The 15,495-nt window shown below is 63.5% G+C and carries 16 protein-coding genes and 1 tRNA gene; 8 read left to right on the forward strand and 9 right to left on the reverse strand.

Annotated features, from left to right (window positions below):
* Positions 1–8: 8 nt before the first annotated feature.
* The 3 genes from ACTJKE_RS20620 to ACTJKE_RS20630 all read right to left on the reverse strand — a co-directional run bounded on the left by ACTJKE_RS20620 (position 9) and on the right by ACTJKE_RS20630 (position 3,539).
* The gene (locus ACTJKE_RS20620) at positions 9–959 is read right to left on the reverse strand and encodes a carbohydrate ABC transporter permease (RefSeq protein WP_057248225.1); all 951 of its coding nucleotides are present in this window, start codon (positions 957–959) and stop codon (positions 9–11) included.
* A 366-nt stretch (positions 960–1,325) separates the two neighbouring features.
* Entirely contained in the window at positions 1,326–2,585 is a 1,260-nt protein-coding gene (locus ACTJKE_RS20625; protein WP_058324494.1) for an ABC transporter substrate-binding protein, read from the reverse strand.
* A 57-nt stretch (positions 2,586–2,642) separates the two neighbouring features.
* A complete protein-coding gene (locus ACTJKE_RS20630) occupies positions 2,643–3,539 on the reverse strand; it encodes an N-acetylmuramic acid 6-phosphate etherase (protein WP_058326166.1) in 897 nt (298 codons plus the stop codon).
* A 199-nt stretch (positions 3,540–3,738) separates the two neighbouring features.
* Between ACTJKE_RS20630 and ACTJKE_RS20635 the strand changes: the two genes are divergently transcribed.
* The 4 genes from ACTJKE_RS20635 to nagA are packed head-to-tail and all read left to right on the forward strand — an operon-like array spanning position 3,739 to position 7,592.
* Complete coding sequence (locus ACTJKE_RS20635) at positions 3,739–4,623, forward strand: N-acetylglucosamine kinase (RefSeq protein WP_058326167.1); 885 nt, start codon at positions 3,739–3,741, stop codon at positions 4,621–4,623.
* Complete coding sequence (locus ACTJKE_RS20640) at positions 4,620–5,384, forward strand: GntR family transcriptional regulator (RefSeq protein WP_058326168.1); 765 nt, start codon at positions 4,620–4,622, stop codon at positions 5,382–5,384. Before ACTJKE_RS20635 ends, ACTJKE_RS20640 begins: the two co-directional genes overlap by 4 nt.
* A 28-nt stretch (positions 5,385–5,412) precedes the next feature.
* Positions 5,413–6,435 carry an SIS domain-containing protein gene (locus ACTJKE_RS20645; RefSeq protein WP_058326169.1) on the forward strand — a complete coding sequence of 341 codons (1,023 nt, stop codon included), beginning with the start codon at positions 5,413–5,415 and terminating at the stop codon, positions 6,433–6,435.
* On the forward strand, positions 6,432–7,592 hold the full coding sequence (gene nagA, locus ACTJKE_RS20650) for an N-acetylglucosamine-6-phosphate deacetylase (protein WP_058326170.1): 1,161 nt from the start codon (positions 6,432–6,434) through the stop codon (positions 7,590–7,592). The genes ACTJKE_RS20645 and nagA overlap by 4 nt, the downstream gene beginning before the upstream one ends.
* 73 nt (positions 7,593–7,665) lie before the next feature.
* Here the strand turns inward: nagA and ACTJKE_RS20655 are convergent, their stop codons facing one another.
* The 3 genes from ACTJKE_RS20655 to ACTJKE_RS20665 are packed head-to-tail and all read right to left on the reverse strand — an operon-like array spanning position 7,666 to position 10,657.
* Positions 7,666–8,391, reverse strand: a complete 726-nt coding sequence (locus ACTJKE_RS20655) for a copper homeostasis protein CutC (RefSeq protein ID WP_058326171.1) — start codon at positions 8,389–8,391, stop codon at positions 7,666–7,668.
* Positions 8,388–9,299, reverse strand: coding sequence for an ROK family protein (locus tag ACTJKE_RS20660; RefSeq protein ID WP_058326172.1), 912 nt, complete (start codon positions 9,297–9,299; stop codon positions 8,388–8,390). Before ACTJKE_RS20660 ends, ACTJKE_RS20655 begins: the two co-directional genes overlap by 4 nt.
* Positions 9,296–10,657: an amidase gene (locus ACTJKE_RS20665; RefSeq protein ID WP_058326262.1), complete on the reverse strand. Its 1,362-nt coding sequence runs from the start codon at positions 10,655–10,657 to the stop codon at positions 9,296–9,298. The genes ACTJKE_RS20660 and ACTJKE_RS20665 overlap by 4 nt, the downstream gene beginning before the upstream one ends.
* Positions 10,658–10,861: 204 nt before the next feature.
* Between ACTJKE_RS20665 and ACTJKE_RS20670 the strand changes: the two genes are divergently transcribed.
* Both ACTJKE_RS20670 and ACTJKE_RS20675 read left to right on the forward strand, forming a co-directional pair.
* The gene (locus ACTJKE_RS20670) at positions 10,862–11,599 is read left to right on the forward strand and encodes a sulfate transporter family protein (RefSeq protein WP_058326173.1); all 738 of its coding nucleotides are present in this window, start codon (positions 10,862–10,864) and stop codon (positions 11,597–11,599) included.
* Positions 11,600–11,701: 102 nt separating this feature from the next.
* Positions 11,702–11,911, forward strand: coding sequence for a SlyX family protein (locus ACTJKE_RS20675; protein WP_057248228.1), 210 nt, complete (start codon positions 11,702–11,704; stop codon positions 11,909–11,911).
* 80 nt (positions 11,912–11,991) lie between these two features.
* Here ACTJKE_RS20675 and ACTJKE_RS20680 read toward each other — a convergent pair whose 3' ends face one another.
* The 3 genes from ACTJKE_RS20680 to ACTJKE_RS20690 all read right to left on the reverse strand — a co-directional run bounded on the left by ACTJKE_RS20680 (position 11,992) and on the right by ACTJKE_RS20690 (position 14,518).
* A complete protein-coding gene (locus ACTJKE_RS20680; protein WP_057247787.1) occupies positions 11,992–12,984 on the reverse strand; it encodes a BMP family lipoprotein in 993 nt (330 codons plus the stop codon).
* Positions 12,985–13,504: 520 nt separating this feature from the next.
* Positions 13,505–14,158 carry a peptide-methionine (S)-S-oxide reductase MsrA gene (gene msrA / locus ACTJKE_RS20685; RefSeq protein ID WP_058326263.1) on the reverse strand — a complete coding sequence of 218 codons (654 nt, stop codon included), beginning with the start codon at positions 14,156–14,158 and terminating at the stop codon, positions 13,505–13,507.
* Between the two features lie 42 nt (positions 14,159–14,200).
* A complete protein-coding gene (locus tag ACTJKE_RS20690) occupies positions 14,201–14,518 on the reverse strand; it encodes a hypothetical protein (RefSeq protein ID WP_057247788.1) in 318 nt (105 codons plus the stop codon).
* 381 nt (positions 14,519–14,899) lie between these two features.
* Between ACTJKE_RS20690 and ACTJKE_RS20695 the strand changes: the two genes are divergently transcribed.
* Positions 14,900–14,989 (forward strand) — tRNA-Ser (locus tag ACTJKE_RS20695).
* A gap of 140 nt (positions 14,990–15,129) precedes the next feature.
* Positions 15,130–15,435, forward strand: a complete 306-nt coding sequence (locus ACTJKE_RS20700) for a putative quinol monooxygenase (protein WP_057247789.1) — start codon at positions 15,130–15,132, stop codon at positions 15,433–15,435.
* The last annotated feature ends 60 nt before the right edge of the window (positions 15,436–15,495 follow it).

A 15,495-nucleotide genomic window follows, 5' to 3' on the forward strand; every position in this document is an offset into this window, starting at 1 on the left:
CGGTCTCCTCAAAACTGGTAGCGGCGCATGCGGCGCTGAATGACGAAGAGGTAGAGCGACACGCCGGCGAGGATGATCAGGAACATCACCGTGGCGATCGTCGCGCCCATGGAGCGGTCACCGAGCTGCAGCTGGAAACCGAAGAAGGTGCGGTAAAGCAACGTGCCGAGAATGTCGGTCGAACCATCAGGCCCGGCGAGCGCGCCCTGCACCGTGTAGACCAGGTCGAAGGCGTTGAAGTTGCCGACGAAGGTCAGGATCGAGATGATGCCGATGGCCGGCAGGATCAGCGGCAGCTTGATCTTCCAGAACTGGCTCCAGCCGGTGACGCCGTCGCATTCGGCAGCCTCGATCACCTCATCGGGAATGTTGAGCAGCGCTGCGTAGATCAGCATCATCGGGATGCCGACATATTGCCAGACCGAGATCAGCGACACGGCGATGAGGGCCGAGCCCGGCTTTCCGAGCCAGGGCGCAAACAGCGACTTCAGGCCAACGAGGTCGAGTATCCAGGGCGACACGCCCCAGATCGGCGACAGGATCAGCTTCCAGATGAAGCCGACGATCACGAAGGAGAGCAGCGTCGGCAGGAAGATCGCCGTGCGGTAGAAGGTGACGAAGCGCAGCTTCGGGATCGACAGCATGGCGGCGAGGGCGACGCCGATCGGGTTTTGCACGCACATGTGGATGATGAAGAAGATGACGTTGTTCTTCAGCGCGTTCCAGAAGTCGTGGGCCCAGCGCTCTTCCCCAAACAGCGTCTGGAAATTGGCAAGGCCGACGAAAGCCGGCTGTCCGTCAACCGTGTTGTACAGAGAGAGCCTGAGCGTCTCGATCAGCGGCAGGATCATCACCGCCGAATAGACCAGGAAGGCCGGCAGCAGGAAAACGAGGATGTGCCAGCGCTTCGGCCGCCTTGCGGTCGGCTGTCCGTCTTGCACTGAAAGAGCGTCACTCATTGGTCCATCCGTTTCTAGAAGACCGGTCCCCAGACAGTCACGATGCGCATCGACGCCACACGGCCGGTCTCGCCGCATGCCATCTGCCCTTTTTGCGAGGGCTCATGACGAAGGTTAAGTCTATCGCGTTCTTTTGCAAACGACTGCGTCGGTGGCCTCCCACGATGGGAGGCCTGTGACGCGACGGCTGGGGGAGTGCCTCATCGGCCAATGTCGCCCCGCCCGGCCTTGCTGCAACTGTCCCAAGGACAAAACATGCAGCAATTCAAACTGCTACGGCGCCCTTCTGCGTCCGACAGGACACGGGTGCCGTAGGGCCGACCCTCCCCAAAAAGGGGAGGGAACCTGTTGCGCTTACGTCTCTTCTCACTTCGCCGGCTTGTACCAGGAGTCGAGGCCCTTCTGCAGCTTCTCGGCGGCAACCTCCGGCGTATCCGTGCCGTTGATTACGTTGGCCGACTCGACCCAGGTCTCGTTTTCGAGGCTCGGCGTGCCGCGCGCCAGGATCTGGTAGGTCGAGCGGATCGTCGGCTTGCACTTTTCGCGCCAGGAGACGAATTCCTGAGCGAGCGGATCGGTCATCTTCACCGGGGTGGAGTTGAGGCTGAAGAAGCCCGGCAGTGCATTGGCGTAGATGTCGGCGAACTCAGGCGAAGCAACCCAGGTCAGGAAGGTCTTGGCCTGTTCGGCATGTGCGCTCTTGGCATTGAGGCCGATGCCGATGTCGTTGTGGTCCGAGATGTAGCAGGTGTCGCCGGCGTTTTTGACCGGCGGCGGGAAGGCGCCCATCTTGAACTGTGCCTGGGTGTTGAACAGGCCGATTTCCCACGAGCCGGCCGGATAGATCGCGGCGCGGCCGAGCGTGAAGAGGTTCTGGCTGTCCGGATAGGTCTGGGCTTCGAAGCCGTCGCCGAGATAGTCCTTCCACTTGGCGAGAACGCGGTAGGGCTCGACCCACGGTTCGTCGGTCAGCTTCTGCTCGCCCTTGATCAGCGCAGCGCGGCCTTCTTCGCCCTTCCAGTAGTTCGGGCCGATGTTCTGGTAGCCCATGGTTGCGGCTTCCCAGAGGTCCTTGGTGCCCATCGCCATCGGGATGTAGTTGCCGTCGGCCTTGATCTTGTCGAGGGCGGCGAAGAATTCCGCTTCCGTCGTCGGGATCTGGATGCCGAGCTGGTCGAAGGCGTCCTTGTTGTAGATGAAGCCGTGGATGACTGAAGCCATCGGCACGCAGAAGGTGGACTTGCCGTCATCGGTGGTCCAGGCGGACTTGGCGACCGGCGAGAAGTTTTCCATGCCCGGCAGCGCCGTCAGGTCGGCAAGGTGCTTCTTGTTGTAGAGTTCGAGCGAGACGTCGAACGGACGGCAGGTAACGAGGTCACCCGCGGAGCCGGCATCGAGCTTGGCGTTCAGCGCCGCATTGTATTCGGTCGGCGCCATCGGGGCGAACTTGACCTTGATGCCCGGGTTCTTCGCTTCGAAGGCAGGGATAAGTTTTTCCTGCCAGATCGCCAGGTCGTCGTTGCGCCAGCTTTCGATGGTCAGCGTCACGTCCTCGGCGTGCGCCAGCCCGGCCGTGCCGAGAATGCTCGAAGCGAGCAGCAGGCCTTTGATTGTTGTACGGGTCATGCAGGTTCTCCCTTTTTATAGGCGCCGCTTTGGCGCGGTTTGGATCCCAGAATTGATTCAGGCCGAGACGATATCGATCGCCCGGCGCAGGTTCTGCTTCGCCTCTTTCAGAGCGGCGTCCGCGGCTGCGACGTCCTTCGCGCCCGAGGCGAGAAGGATCGCGACCTTGACCGAGCCGGAAGCCTCGTTGATCAGCCGGCCGGCCTCAGTGGCGCTGATGCCGGTGATGTCGGTGACGATGCGGATCGCGCGGCCGTGCAGCTTGATATTGTCGGCGCGCAGGTTGACCATGTGGCCGTCGAGCACGTGGCCGAGATGGATGCCGACCAGTGTCGAGAACATGTTGAAGGCGATCTTCTGTGCGGTGCCGGCGCCCATGCGGGTCGAGCCGGAGACCACTTCCGGCGGCGTCTGCAAGAGGATCGAGACGTCCGCGTCCTTGAAGAGCGCCGCACCCGGATTGTTGGCGACGGCGATTACCTTGGCGCCGCGCTTGCGGGCCTCGTCGGCGGCGGCAAGCGCGTAAGGGGTGGAACCGCTTGCGGAAACGGAAACGAGACAGTCGCCCGCGCCGATGCCCGCCTTGCGCACGTCCTCTCGGGCGAGGTCCATGTCGTCCTCATAACCGCCCGCGAGGTCGCTGAGGCTGGCAGCGCCGCCGGCAAGCAGGATGACGATCTGATCCTGTGCAATGCCATAGGTGCCGGGCAGTTCGAGCGCGTCGGCCATCGCCATGAGGCCGGAACTGCCGGCGCCCGCATAGGCAAGACGCCGCCCGGAGCTGAGCGCTTCGGCGGCAATCGAGGCGGCGGCGGAGATCGACTCAATCGCCGCATCGACGGCCTTGGCCGCTGCCTGCTGGCCGGCGGCGAGCAGTCGCAGCGCCAGCGCCGGATGCATAAGATCCAGGCCCTTGGCGTTGTCGTGACGCTCTTCGGTCTTTGCTGACGGCATGGGTCATGTCTCCTCTCGGTTGAAATTAATGCCAAAAAAATACCAATTGTCCAGCAGAATTTAACTTTTGGCGTCCGAAAAAACCGATCGTCTAAATTAGTCTTTAAATTTCAATGAATTGCAACGAAATCGAAAGCGTGGGCGGATTCAGACTTGGTTATTGGTATTTTTTTGGTATCCTCAATGGGCGGAGGTACTCATGACAAATTACCTGATAGGAATCGACGGGGGCGGGACGAGCTGCCGGGCTGCCGTGGCAACGGCAGATGGGCGCATTCTCGGGCGTGGCAAGGCCGGCGCCGCCAATATCCTGACAGACCCGGAAACCGCGCTCGCCAATATCGGCGGAGCCGCCCGCGCAGCCTTTGAAGAGGCGGGCCTCGATCCTGAGGGCATTGCCGCCGCCAAGGCGATCGTCGGTGTGGCCGGACATAATGTCGGCGATGCCGTGCATTACGTAAAGCGTCGTCTGCCCTTCGCCGCCGCGGATATCGAATCCGACGGTTTGATCGCGCTGCAGGGTGCGCTCGGCAACCAGGATGGCGCGGTCGCCATCCTCGGTACGGGCACCATCTATATTTTGCGCCAGGGAGATACGGTCAGTTATGTCGGCGGCTGGGGTTTCACCATCGGCGACCATGGCAGCGGAGCCCGCATCGGCCATGCGCTTCTGCAGGAAAGCCTGCTTGCCTTCGACAGTATTCATGCAGCTTCCGCGGTCACGGATAGCGTTCTGGCCGAATTCAACAACGACGCGCGCGATGTCGTCGATTTTGCCCGTCTTGCGAAGCCCGGCGAGTTCGGCCGCTATGCGCCGCGGGTCTTCGAAGGGGCTGCCGCAGGCGATCCCGTCGCCGTGCGGATCCTGAAGGCCGCCGCACTTACGGTGGATGAGGCGCTGGATGTCGTGGTTGCACGAGGCTGCGAGAGGCTGTGTCTGCTTGGCGGATTGGCGCCGCTCTATCGCCCCTGGCTTGCCGAGCGCCATCAGGCGTTGCTCGTCGAGGCCGAGGCGGACGCACTGACCGGGTCGGTCGCTCTGGCCGCGCAACGGTTTGGCTCACAGGCGAGGGCGAGTGCATGACGCACCAGCTCGCTTCCATTCTGCCGCTCGAGGGCCTGCTGTCCGGAGGATCGGGGCCGCTCTATCTCAAGCTTCGGCAATCGCTCGAAGACGCAATCCAGTCGGGCAAGCTCAACCATGGCGACGCCTTGCCGCCAGAGCGCGACCTTGCCGACTATGCCAACATCAGCCGCGTGACCGTGCGCAAGGCGGTGGACGATCTGGTGCGCGATGGGCTGCTGGTTCGCCGCCACGGTTCCGGCACCTTTGTCGTCAAGCCGGTCTCCAAGGTGCAGCAATCTCTGTCGCGGTTGACGTCGTTCACCGAAGACATGGCGCGCCGCGGGTTGAACACCCATGCGCGCTGGCTGGAACGCGGCCTGTTTCATCCTTCGCCGGATGAGATGATGGCGCTTGGCCTTCCCGCTGACGCGCTGGTTGCCCGTCTCGGGCGCCTGCGAATCGCCGACGACATGCCGCTTGCGATCGAGCGCGCCAGCATCTCCGCGGAGTTCCTGCCGGACCCGCAGGCCGTTACCTCGTCGCTCTATTCGGCGCTGGACAAGACGCGGTCCCGTCCGGTTCGTGCCGTTCAGCGCATCTCCGCCTGCAACATCAAGGACCCGGATGCCTCGATGCTCGGCGTTGCCGTTGGCTCGGCCGGCCTTTCCATCGAACGCGTCTCCTATCTCGCATCGGGACGCGTCGTCGAATTCACCCGCTCGCTCTACCGGGGCGATGCCTATGACTTTGTCGCGGAACTGACGCTGTCGGAATCCTAAAGCGACCGCCCGCAGAAAGGAATTGACCATGCAGACCAATATGCGCCGAGAAATCGACGAGATCCCCGAAGCCGCCCAGCGCCTGCTGGAACGCTCGGCCGATCAGCTCAAGGCCGCCGGCGCGGCACTCCGCGTCAAGGATCCGGCCTTCCTGGTCACGATCGCCCGCGGCTCCTCCGATCATGCCGCGCTTTTCCTCAAATATGCGATCGAGCTGCAGGCCGGTCGACCGGTCGCCTCGCTCGGCCCGTCGCTCGCCTCGATCTACGGCGCCAAGCTGAAGCTCGGCGGTGCCGCGGCGATCGCGATTTCGCAGTCGGGCAAGAGCCCGGATATCGTCGCTATGGCCCAGGCCGCGACCGATGCCGGCGCCGTCTCGATCGCGCTCACCAACACGCTGCCCTCGCCGATCTCCGAGGCCTGCACCAACCCTCTCGACATTCTCGCCGGTCCGGAAATCGCCGTTGCGGCCACCAAGTCCTACGTCAATTCGATCGTCGCCGGCCTTGCCGTGCTCGGCGAATGGACCGGTGACGCAGCGCTTAAGCGGGCAGTCACCGATCTGCCGAACCAGTTTGCGAAGGCCGTCAAGCTCGACTGGCAGGCCTTTGCCGACGATCTCGGCGAGGCGGAATCGCTCTATGTGCTCGGCCGTGGCCCGGCGCTTGCGATCGCCAGCGAGGCGGCGCTGAAGTTCAAGGAAACCTCCGGCATGCATGCGGAAGCCTATTCCGCGGCCGAAGTTCTGCACGGGCCGGTGGCGCTCGTCGGCGCCAAGTTCCCGGTGCTGACGCTTGCGGCCCGTGATGCAGCCGAAACTTCGGTCGCCGGCATTGCCGACGGTATGGCCGAAAAGGGCGCAGTGGTTCATGTTACATCGAGCCTTGCCGGCAAGGCCAAGCGCCTGCCGTTCGTCGAGACGGGCCACCCGATCACCGACGCGCTGACCTTGATCCTGCCGTTCTATGGCTTCGTCGAAGCCTGGTCGCGCTCGCGCGGTCTCAACCCCGACGCACCGGCGAGCCTCAAGAAGGTAACGGAGACGAGATGAGCGAGAGGAAAGCAATCACCGGCGCCCGCCTGTTCGACGGCGTCGAATGGCATGACGGCTGTGCTCTCGTGATCGAGGCCGGCCGCGTCAAGGCGATCGTGGCAGTGGCGGACGTCCCCGCCGATGCCAAAAAAATCGATGCGCATGGCATGCTGCTCGTGCCGGGCTTCATCGACCTGCAGGTCAACGGCGGCGGTGGTGCGCTTCTGAACGAAGAACCGTCCGTCGAGGGTATCCGGCAGATCTGTTCGGCGCATGCCAAGTTCGGCACCACCGCACTGCTGCCGACGCTGATCACCGACACACGCGAAATCAGAAGCGCCACCATCAAGGCGGGTCTCGACGCCAAGGCCGCTGGCGTGCCGGGTTTCCTCGGGCTGCATCTCGAAGGTCCGCATCTCTCGGTCGCACGCAAGGGCGCCCATGATCCGAAGCTGATCCGCCCGATGGACGATGCCGATCTCGCCGAAATGCTCGATTGCGCCAAGGCGCTCGGCGTGCTGATGGTGACCGTCGCCCCGGAAAACGCCACCCGGGAACAGGTGCGGGCGCTGGCCGAAGCCGGCGCCGTCGTCAGCCTCGGCCACACCGATGTCGGTTACGAAACTGCCGTCGCCTATGCCAAGGCGGGCGCAAGGACGGTGACCCATCTTTTCAACGCCATGAGCGGCCTTGGCCATCGCGAGCCTGGCGTGGTCGGCGCGGCACTTGCCACCGGCACCTTGCATGCGGGCCTGATTGCCGACGGCTACCATGTCGAGCCGGCCTCGATGGGCGTGGCGCTGCGCGCAAAAGTCGGCCCGGGCCAGATCTTCCTGGTGACCGACGCGATGTCGCCGATCGGCACGGACATGACCAGCTTCCAGCTGAACGGCCGCGAGATCCTGCGCGAAGGCGGTCGCCTGACGCTTGCCGACGGTACGCTCGCCGGCGCCGACATCGACATGCTGTCGTCGGTCCGTTTCGTGCACGACAAGCTCGGCCTGCCGGTGGAAGAAGCCTTGCGGATGGCCTCCGCCTATCCGGCCGATGCCATGGGTCTCGCCACCCACAAGGGACGGCTGAAGCCCGGCGCCGATGCGGATTTCGTGCTTTTGACGCCGGAGCTCGGCATGAGCTCTACCTGGATCGGCGGCACGCAGGTCTACGCAGCCTGATCATAACGCATCAAGCAAAAGCCCCGGACAGCGCAAACGTTGTCCGGGGCTTTTCATTTCGGGCAACGGTGTCTCAGCGCGCTGAAAGTCTCGCCTTCATCGCCCGGACCGTTTCCGCATCGGTGCGGCGCCGGTCGGCCGAAACGAAGCCCATTTCGACCAATCGCGGATCCTGAGCCGGCTCACGAACGGAGCAGGAGGAGTGCACTTCGCTGACGGTCACCCGGTCGAGAAGGGCATCGACCGTATCGAGGGTGACGCCGGACCCCGGCATGATCGACAGCCTGCCCTTGGCGAGATCGACAATTTCGGCCAATCGATCGATCGCCTGCGGTGCGCTCCTGGCACCGCCCGAGGTCAGGATGCGTTCGAAGCCGAGCTCGACCGCCACCTCCATCGCCTCGGTGAAATCCGGAACCAGGTCGAAGGCGCGGTGCAGCGTCATCCTGAGTCCGGCCGCATGGCCTGTGAGCTTGATCAGCATCGACGTATCGAGGCGCCCGTCGGCAAGCGAGGCGCCGAGCACGACGCCCGCCAGGCCCGCATCCCGTGCCGCGTCGATATCGCGACGCATGACGTCGAGGTCCGCGGCTGAAAACACGAAGTCGCCCGGGCGCGGGCGGATCATTGCGTAAACGGGCACCGGCGGCGGACCGGCCAGCGCCATCAATCCGGGGTTGGGCGTCAGGCCACCGACGGACAGGGCGGCGCAGAGCTCGATCCGGTCGGCGCCGCCTTCGATCGCCGCATAAAGCCCGTCCGCATCGTCGACGCAGACTTCGAGTTTGATGTCGCTCATATCTTCTCCTCGCCGAGGCCAAGCAGCGCCGCGCCGATCAATCCGGGCTCGACCCGGCATTCACCACGCACCACCAGCGGCCGGTCGAACTGCCGGAGAATCCGGCTACGCACTGTCCTGTCGATTTCGGCGAGTAGTTCCTCGGAATTGGAGAGTCCCCCGCCGACAGGCACGATCGTCGCGCCGGTGATGTTGATGACGAGTGCCAAAGGCGAACTCACGAGATCGACGAGCAGATCGACCGTGCGCTTTGCCTCTGCATCCCCAGCCTTCCAGGCCTCGATGATCTCATGGCTTGAAAGCGTCTTGCCATGGGCGGTCTGGTGCAGCCGCTCCAACCCGCGCGCGCCGCCAACGGTATCGACGCAGCGCTTCAGGCCGCAGCCGCAGTCATAGGCGGGAATGGTGATCGGCGGGTTACCGGCCTCGGCCGCGATCGCCGGGCCGTGCCCCCATTCGCCGGCAAAGCCGCCATCGGCATTGATCAGCCGGCCGTCGATCACCAGGCCGCCGCCGACCCCGGTGCCGAGAATGGCGCCGAAGACAATGCGATGGCCGCGTCCCGCACCCGCGCCGGCCTCGGCCAGTGCAAAACAGTCGGCGTCATTGGCGATCTTCACCGGCAGGTGCAGCGCCGCCTCGAGTTCGGCGACCAGTTCGCGCCCGTCGATACAGGGGATGTTGGCGCATTTGATCCGCCGCGTCTCAGGATCGATGACGCCGGTGATCGAGATCGCCACGCAATCCGGGTGTCCGCCCGCTTCGTCCAGGACCGATTCGAGCACCTCAACGAACTGGCGGAAGTTGCTGAGCGGCGTCGTCCGTCGCGGTAGCGGAAAGATCCGGTCGCGCGAATGCACGATCGCGCCCTTGATCGCCGAGCCGCCGATGTCGAAGCAGACGATCATGCTTCGCCCCGAATAATTGCTTCGGCCGAGAGCGCGACGGAGAGCAGCCGATCGTCCTGGTGATGCGGCGTTGCAAGCTGGAAGCCGACGGGCATTTCCGCCGCACCGGTACCGCACGGAATGGAGATGCCGCAGAAATCCAGGAAGTTGCCGATCGACGTGTTGCGGAGCGTCTTGGCGTTGGTCTTGAAGAACAGCTCGTCGTCCTCGATCAGCGGCGCGATCGGCGGCGCTACATGCGGCAGGGTCGGGTGGGCGATGAGCTCGTTCGGCTTCAGGCTGTCGACCGTCTCATGGATCAGTTGGTCGCGCGCGTCGAGCAGGGCAATGTAGTCGGGCATGGTGATCTTCTCGCCGAGCCTGGTGCGGGCAACGACACGGGGATCGATCTCATTGGCCTCGTGCCCGGCCAGCCGCTCGCGATGAAGCGCATAGGCCTCGGCCGTCACCAGGGCGCCGTGGCGGGCCATCAGCCCGAAGACCGCCGAGAAGGTCGGGAAGGCGCGGCGGCTGACGGCAACGCCGGCTTTTTCAAGCCGCTTGATGGCATCCTCGAACGCCTCGACGACTTCCGTCTCCGCATCGTCGAAGACCACCGTTTCCGGGATCACCAGCGCGACGCCGGAGAGGTCGGCGCGGCGCACCGTCGGGGCCGTCAGCCCGTGCATGGCAGCGTCCACCCACACGGCGTCCTGCACCGTGTGGCAAAGGGGCCCAAGCGAATCCAGGCTTTCAGCCAGCGGAAAGACGCCCTTCATCGTGTAGCGGCCGCGTGTTGCTTTGTAACCGACAATGCCGGTCATCGCCGCGGGGATGCGGACGGAGCCACCGGTATCGGTGCCGATCGCCGCCGGCACCAGGCCGGCCGCGACCGCGACCGCCGAGCCTGACGACGAGCCGCCGGGAATGCGTTCGACGTCGGTGGCCGCGGGGTTCCTCGGCGTGCCGTAATGCGGGTTGATACCAAGGCCCGAAAAGGCGAACTCGCTCATATTGGTGCGGCCGACGCTGACCATGCCGGCTGCGGCAACGGCGGCAACGACCGGAGCGTCGCTCCTGGCCGGGGCGTGCGTCTGCAGCACCTTCGAGCCGGCGGTCGTGACGCTGCCGGCCACATCGAAGAGGTCCTTCCACGCGACCGGCAGGCCGTCGAGCAGGCCGAGCGAGCGTCCCGCCCTGAGGCGTTTCGAGGCGGCCTCGGCATCCCGCGTCGCGCGCTCAGGTGTCAGTTCGACGAAGATGGCATAGTCGCCGTGTGCGTCGATCGCCGCATAGGTTTGCTTGGCGAGGTCCACGGGGTCCAGCTTGCCGCTCTGCACCAGCACGGAAAGGCTGGCGAGTGTCTTTTGTTCTGTCATGTCATCCTCCGCGGAATGCTGTTCTTGCCTGCTGCTGCTGTCCGCTACGTCTACAATATCGCCGCCCTTGGCGTTTTCCATGCTTCCCTTAGAAGAGGCGCGTGAATCTTGCATAAAGACTGGCTTCCGCCGCGCGTGTCTTGTCGCCGGTGGTGCCTCTGCCTACATGCATCATCGAACCTTGGGCCATACTGGAGAGCGAAGATGATCTTGGACGCGGCGCGACTTTCGCTTGCCAATCTCCTTGCGCCCGAGACCCGATCGGTTTTCTGGAAGGTGCTGGGCCTGACGATACTGGCGCTCGTCGCGCTCTGGTTTGCGGTGCGCGAAGTGTTTATCTGGCTGGCGCTGCCGTGGATCGATACGCTGATGCCGGGCACGCCCGTCTGGGCCGGTTGGCTGACCTTCGTCGTCGGCATCTTCGCGAGCTTCGGGCTGGCGCTCGCCTTGGCTTTGCTTCTGGCCCCCGTCACCGCTCTGATCGCCGGCTTCTTCCTCGACGATGTTGCCGAGGTGATCGAGAAGCGGGACTATCCGAGCGAGCCGCAGGGCCGGCCGCTGCCGCTTGGCGAGGCGATCGCCGGATCGCTGAAGTTTCTCGGCGTTGTCATCCTCGGCAACCTGCTGGCGCTCTTCCTGCTGCTCGTTCCGGGCGTCAATCTCGTCGCCTTCTTTCTGGTCAACGGCTATCTGCTCGGGCGCGAATTCTTCGAGTTCGCGGCAATGCGCTATCGTGCACCGGCGGAGGCGCGGCTCTTCCGCGAGAAGCACCGCTCCACCGTGTTTCTCGCCGGCCTTCTGCTCGCGGCCTTTCTGGCGGTGCCCTTCGTCAACCTTTTGACGCCGCTCTTTGCCGCCGGTCTGATGGTGCATCTGCACAAGCGGCTTTCGGCAAAGGATCCCGGATTTTCGCTGTCGGGCGGTGCGGCGGCGAAGGCCTGAGAGGCTCTTGCTTGACATGATGCCGGCTATGGCCAATCTGCCGGCAAGATCCCATTGTGCTGCGCGGGCGCGCCGGCGCGTGGCAGGACGGAGTTGGCGGACATGAACAAGACGGACGAACGGATCACCCACCTCGAGGAAACGGTGGCCCATCAGGCCAAGACCATCGAGGAACTTTCCGACCAGCTCGCCGAGCAATGGAAGGTGGTGGAGCAGACGCGCGCCAAGCTCGACCGGCTGACCGAGCGTTTCCTGTCGCTCGAGGAGCAATCGCTCGATGCGCCGGCGATCACCCGGCCGCCGCACTACTGATCGAGCGCCACGGCAAACGGGAATAAAAAGGCCGCCGGTCCAACGAACCGGCGGCCTTTCTATTTACATAAGTGCTGCTCTTAGTAGGGGCAGGATTCGTCGCTCATGTAGTCGTGAACTTCGACCTTGCCGGCAATGATTTCGGCTTTCACCTTTTCCACTGCATCGAGCATCTCAGGCGTGATCAGCGCCTTGTTGTTGTCGTCGAGCGCATAGCCGACGCCATCTTCCTTGAGGCCGAGGTTGGAAATGCCGAACTCGAACTTGTCGTTCTTGGCCGCCGTGAAGGCTTCGTAGACGGCGACGTCGACGCGCTTCAGCATCGAGGTCAGGACCTTGCCCGGCTGCAGGCCGTTCTGGTTGGAGTCGACGCCGATGCCGAGCTTGCCGGCATCTGCTGCTGCCTGCAGAACGCCGACGCCGGTGCCGCCGGCTGCGTGGTAGACGACGTCCGAGCCCTGGTCGATCTGCGACTTGGCGATTTCGCCGCCCTTGACCGGGTCGTTCCAGGCGTCCGGCGTCGTGCCGGTGTAGGCTTCCAGAACCTTGACGTCAGCGCCGGTCGACTTGGCGCCGCCAACGTAGCCACAGGCGAACTTGTGGATCAGCGGAACGTCCATGCCGCCGATGAAGCTGACGGTCTTCGACTTCGAAGCGAGGCCGGCGAGAACGCCGACGAGGTAGGAGCCTTCCTGTTCCTTGAAGACGACCGACTTGACGTTCGGCTTCTCGACGACCATGTCGATGATCGCAAACTTGATATCAGGATATTCCGGCGCGATCTTCTCGAGCGAAGCCGCCCAGTTGAAGCCAGCCATGACGATCGGGCTGTTGCCGTCGCTCGCAAAGCGGCGCAGCGCCTGTTCGCGCTGGGCATCGTTGGCGATTTCGAACTCGCGGTATTCGACGCCCGATTCCGTCTTGAACTTTTCGGCGCCGTTAAAGGCAGCCTCGTTGAAGGATTTGTCGAACTTGCCGCCGAGATCGTAGATGATCGCTGGCTTGATGTCGGCGGCCAGTGCCGTCGCGGACATCATCGAAAAGGCAAAGAGACCGAGAATGGTTTTTTTCATCGTGCAGCCCTGTTGTCGCTATTGATCTTATTGGGTCCTCCCGCCGGCTCCCTGACGGAACCTGTCTGCGGAACCCACCCCCTTCTCCTTGGGGCTAGGGTGGCGCATCCTTGCACGGTCACGGCAAAAAAACACTCAAAATTTTTCAGATGGTAAAAATTGAACCCACAGATGCCGGTACCCGTAAGGCACCGGTTCTGTTGCGCTTTTGAGATCGCCGGCAAGTGTGCGCGCCCATCCGGCGCGACCTCTGGGTTGTGGCTATCGCGCTTGCTTTCGAGAGGCCCAAAGCGGCCCCCCGGTGTCGGAGCGGGATGAGGAAAAGTGTGTGCGGCTTACCGCCTGCATCCCGCGTTTGTTTACACGAAACGATCATGGTGAAGGTTTGGGTCGATTGAGGCCAAGCACATCGGCCTGTCTAGAGCATCCCGCTCTCGAGTGGAACCGCCGGAGGCGGAAAGATGCTCTAGAATCAAAGTGCTAGGGCGTCCTTTGTGCGTTCAGTCGAACGCACGGCGCTCTAGTACCCGATCGGGCAACTCACCCCGGTGCCGCGCAGGCCGCAATAGCCGTTTGGGTTCTTCGCCAGATATTGCTGGTGATAGTCCTCGGCGAAGTAGAATGGGCCGGCCTCGCCGATCTCGGTGGTGATCCTGCCGCCATGGTTGGAATACTTCAGCGCCGCCTGGAAAGTGGTGCGCGCGGCCTTGGCCTCCGCCAGCTGCTCGTCGTCATAGGTGTAGATTGCCGAGCGGTAGGTGGTGCCGATATCGTTGCCCTGGCGCATGCCCTGGGTCGGGTCGTGCTCCTCGAAGAAAGTCTTGAGCAGGGTCGCAAGCGGAACCGTCTCTGGATCATAGACGACCAGCACCACCTCGGCATGGCCTGTGAGCCCGGTGGTCGTCTCCTGATAGGTCGGGTTCCGTGTCAGCCCGCCAGCGTAACCGACAGCCGTCACGTAGACACCGGGGATCTTCCAGAGCAGCCGTTCGGCGCCCCAGAAGCAGCCCATGCCAAGCAGGACCTGCTTCGTGCCGTCGGGGTAGGGGCCATTCAGCGGCCGCCCGGAGACGAAATGCGTCTCGGCCGTCGGGATCGCCTCGTCGCGACCCGGCAGCGCTGTCTGCGCATCGGGCATGATCGTCTTCTTGTTGAACATGTCGATCAGGAACATCAGCATACTCCTCGTCGGTGCAGAGACGGGCTCCGCTAAAAATCAGGCGGCGAAGCGGCCCGCGGCCGGCCGCTTCTTGTAACCGACCATCCACAGAACGAGCGCGAGCAGCGCCAGCACGGCGAAGGCCGGCTGCATCAGCAGCCAATGCAGCACCGAATGCCAGATCGTCTGCGCCGTATCGGAACGCTGCGCAAACTGGATCCAGCTCGCCGTGTCGGCGCCCAGCGCCTCCAGGTCGTCGCCAAGCGAGGTCATCACCAGTTCCGATGCGGCGACCGACTGAATCGCGTCGACGGCGCCGGCAAGCACGGCGGCAAACAACACGACGGCGCTCGCCAGCCTTAGTAGAAACCGCATCGGTCCAATTATCCCTTCATGTCACTGGTCGCGTCATGTCATGGTCAAGCGCAACGCCCCGGCGGCATCTTCTTCGATCGCAGGGGTCTCGGACAAGGCCCAGTGGCGAAATTATGCGGGGATCGCAGCAGAGCCGAGCTGGCATCTGGACGCTGCCGGGACGTGACACTCGTCCCGGCGCAAGAGATAAGCGTGCCGCCTGGTATGCACAATGGGGACGACGGGCCGCTCGTTTCACAAGATGTCAACAATCTGTCAGAAAGCAGTTGATCCCAAGCAAATCATCGGTATATAGACGCGCGTCCGCCGGTTTACACCGGTCGACACCGAAGGGCCCCGCCCTTCCCATCCAGCCGGATTGACCATCGGCTGCTGACGGATGGACAGGTGGCCGAGTGGTTGAAGGCGCACGCCTGGAACGCGTGTATACGTGAAAGCGTATCGAGGGTTCGAATCCCTCTCTGTCCGCCATTTCTCTCCCTTGCCACAGCGATCAATATCAAGACGTTGCCAACCCGCTTGGCGCCAACCCGCAAAAAATCTTCTTCGGCGCGATCCGTTTCGCCTCTCCGGTTCGTCTTTGCTGTGTCCGTAGCAAAGGAGACACGCTGATGACCACCGAACCTGTCACACTCGTCAATCTGCTGAAGGTCGAACCCGGCAAGCAGGCGCAATTGATTGCGCTCCTGAAGCGCAACATCGAAACCGTGATCAGCACGCTCGGCGGTTGGCACACAAGCCGGCTGATCGCCGCCAAGGACGGCGCCAGCGTCATCATCTATTCGGAATGGGAGACGCCGGCGGCCATTGAGGCGATGCGGGCCGATCCCCGGATGAAGGCCTACTTCCCGCAGATCCTGGAATTGGCAAGCCTTGAGTCGATCCTGGGCGAGGCCGTGTTCAGCGATAACAGGTGATGTCGATCCGCCGCCGACGCCCGCCGACAGTGGCCGGAAGGCGGCGGACATTTCTTTGGA

Source organism: Ensifer sp. 22521 (assembly GCF_052044795.1).
Lineage (GTDB): Bacteria > Pseudomonadota > Alphaproteobacteria > Rhizobiales > Rhizobiaceae > Ensifer.

Excerpts from the sequence above, each read along its gene's own strand:
- ACTJKE_RS20675 (WP_057248228.1), top strand. The coding sequence starts at position 11,702 with ATGAACAAGACGGACGAACGGATCACCCACCTCGAGGAAACGGTGGCC.
- ACTJKE_RS20660 (WP_058326172.1), bottom strand. The coding sequence starts at position 9,299 with ATGATCGTCTGCTTCGACATCGGCGGCTCGGCGATCAAGGGCGCGATC.
- ACTJKE_RS20655 (WP_058326171.1), bottom strand. The coding sequence starts at position 8,391 with ATGAGCGACATCAAACTCGAAGTCTGCGTCGACGATGCGGACGGGCTT.
- ACTJKE_RS20635 (WP_058326167.1), top strand. The coding sequence starts at position 3,739 with ATGACAAATTACCTGATAGGAATCGACGGGGGCGGGACGAGCTGCCGG.
- msrA (WP_058326263.1), bottom strand. The coding sequence starts at position 14,158 with ATGTTCCTGATCGACATGTTCAACAAGAAGACGATCATGCCCGATGCG.
- ACTJKE_RS20680 (WP_057247787.1), bottom strand. The coding sequence starts at position 12,984 with ATGAAAAAAACCATTCTCGGTCTCTTTGCCTTTTCGATGATGTCCGCG.
- ACTJKE_RS20700 (WP_057247789.1), top strand. The coding sequence starts at position 15,130 with ATGACCACCGAACCTGTCACACTCGTCAATCTGCTGAAGGTCGAACCC.
- ACTJKE_RS20630 (WP_058326166.1), bottom strand. The coding sequence starts at position 3,539 with ATGCCGTCAGCAAAGACCGAAGAGCGTCACGACAACGCCAAGGGCCTG.
- ACTJKE_RS20665 (WP_058326262.1), bottom strand. The coding sequence starts at position 10,657 with ATGACAGAACAAAAGACACTCGCCAGCCTTTCCGTGCTGGTGCAGAGC.
- ACTJKE_RS20690 (WP_057247788.1), bottom strand. The coding sequence starts at position 14,518 with ATGCGGTTTCTACTAAGGCTGGCGAGCGCCGTCGTGTTGTTTGCCGCC.
- nagA (WP_058326170.1), top strand. The coding sequence starts at position 6,432 with ATGAGCGAGAGGAAAGCAATCACCGGCGCCCGCCTGTTCGACGGCGTC.
- ACTJKE_RS20625 (WP_058324494.1), bottom strand. The coding sequence starts at position 2,585 with ATGACCCGTACAACAATCAAAGGCCTGCTGCTCGCTTCGAGCATTCTC.
- ACTJKE_RS20670 (WP_058326173.1), top strand. The coding sequence starts at position 10,862 with ATGATCTTGGACGCGGCGCGACTTTCGCTTGCCAATCTCCTTGCGCCC.
- ACTJKE_RS20645 (WP_058326169.1), top strand. The coding sequence starts at position 5,413 with ATGCAGACCAATATGCGCCGAGAAATCGACGAGATCCCCGAAGCCGCC.
- ACTJKE_RS20640 (WP_058326168.1), top strand. The coding sequence starts at position 4,620 with ATGACGCACCAGCTCGCTTCCATTCTGCCGCTCGAGGGCCTGCTGTCC.
- ACTJKE_RS20620 (WP_057248225.1), bottom strand. The coding sequence starts at position 959 with ATGAGTGACGCTCTTTCAGTGCAAGACGGACAGCCGACCGCAAGGCGG.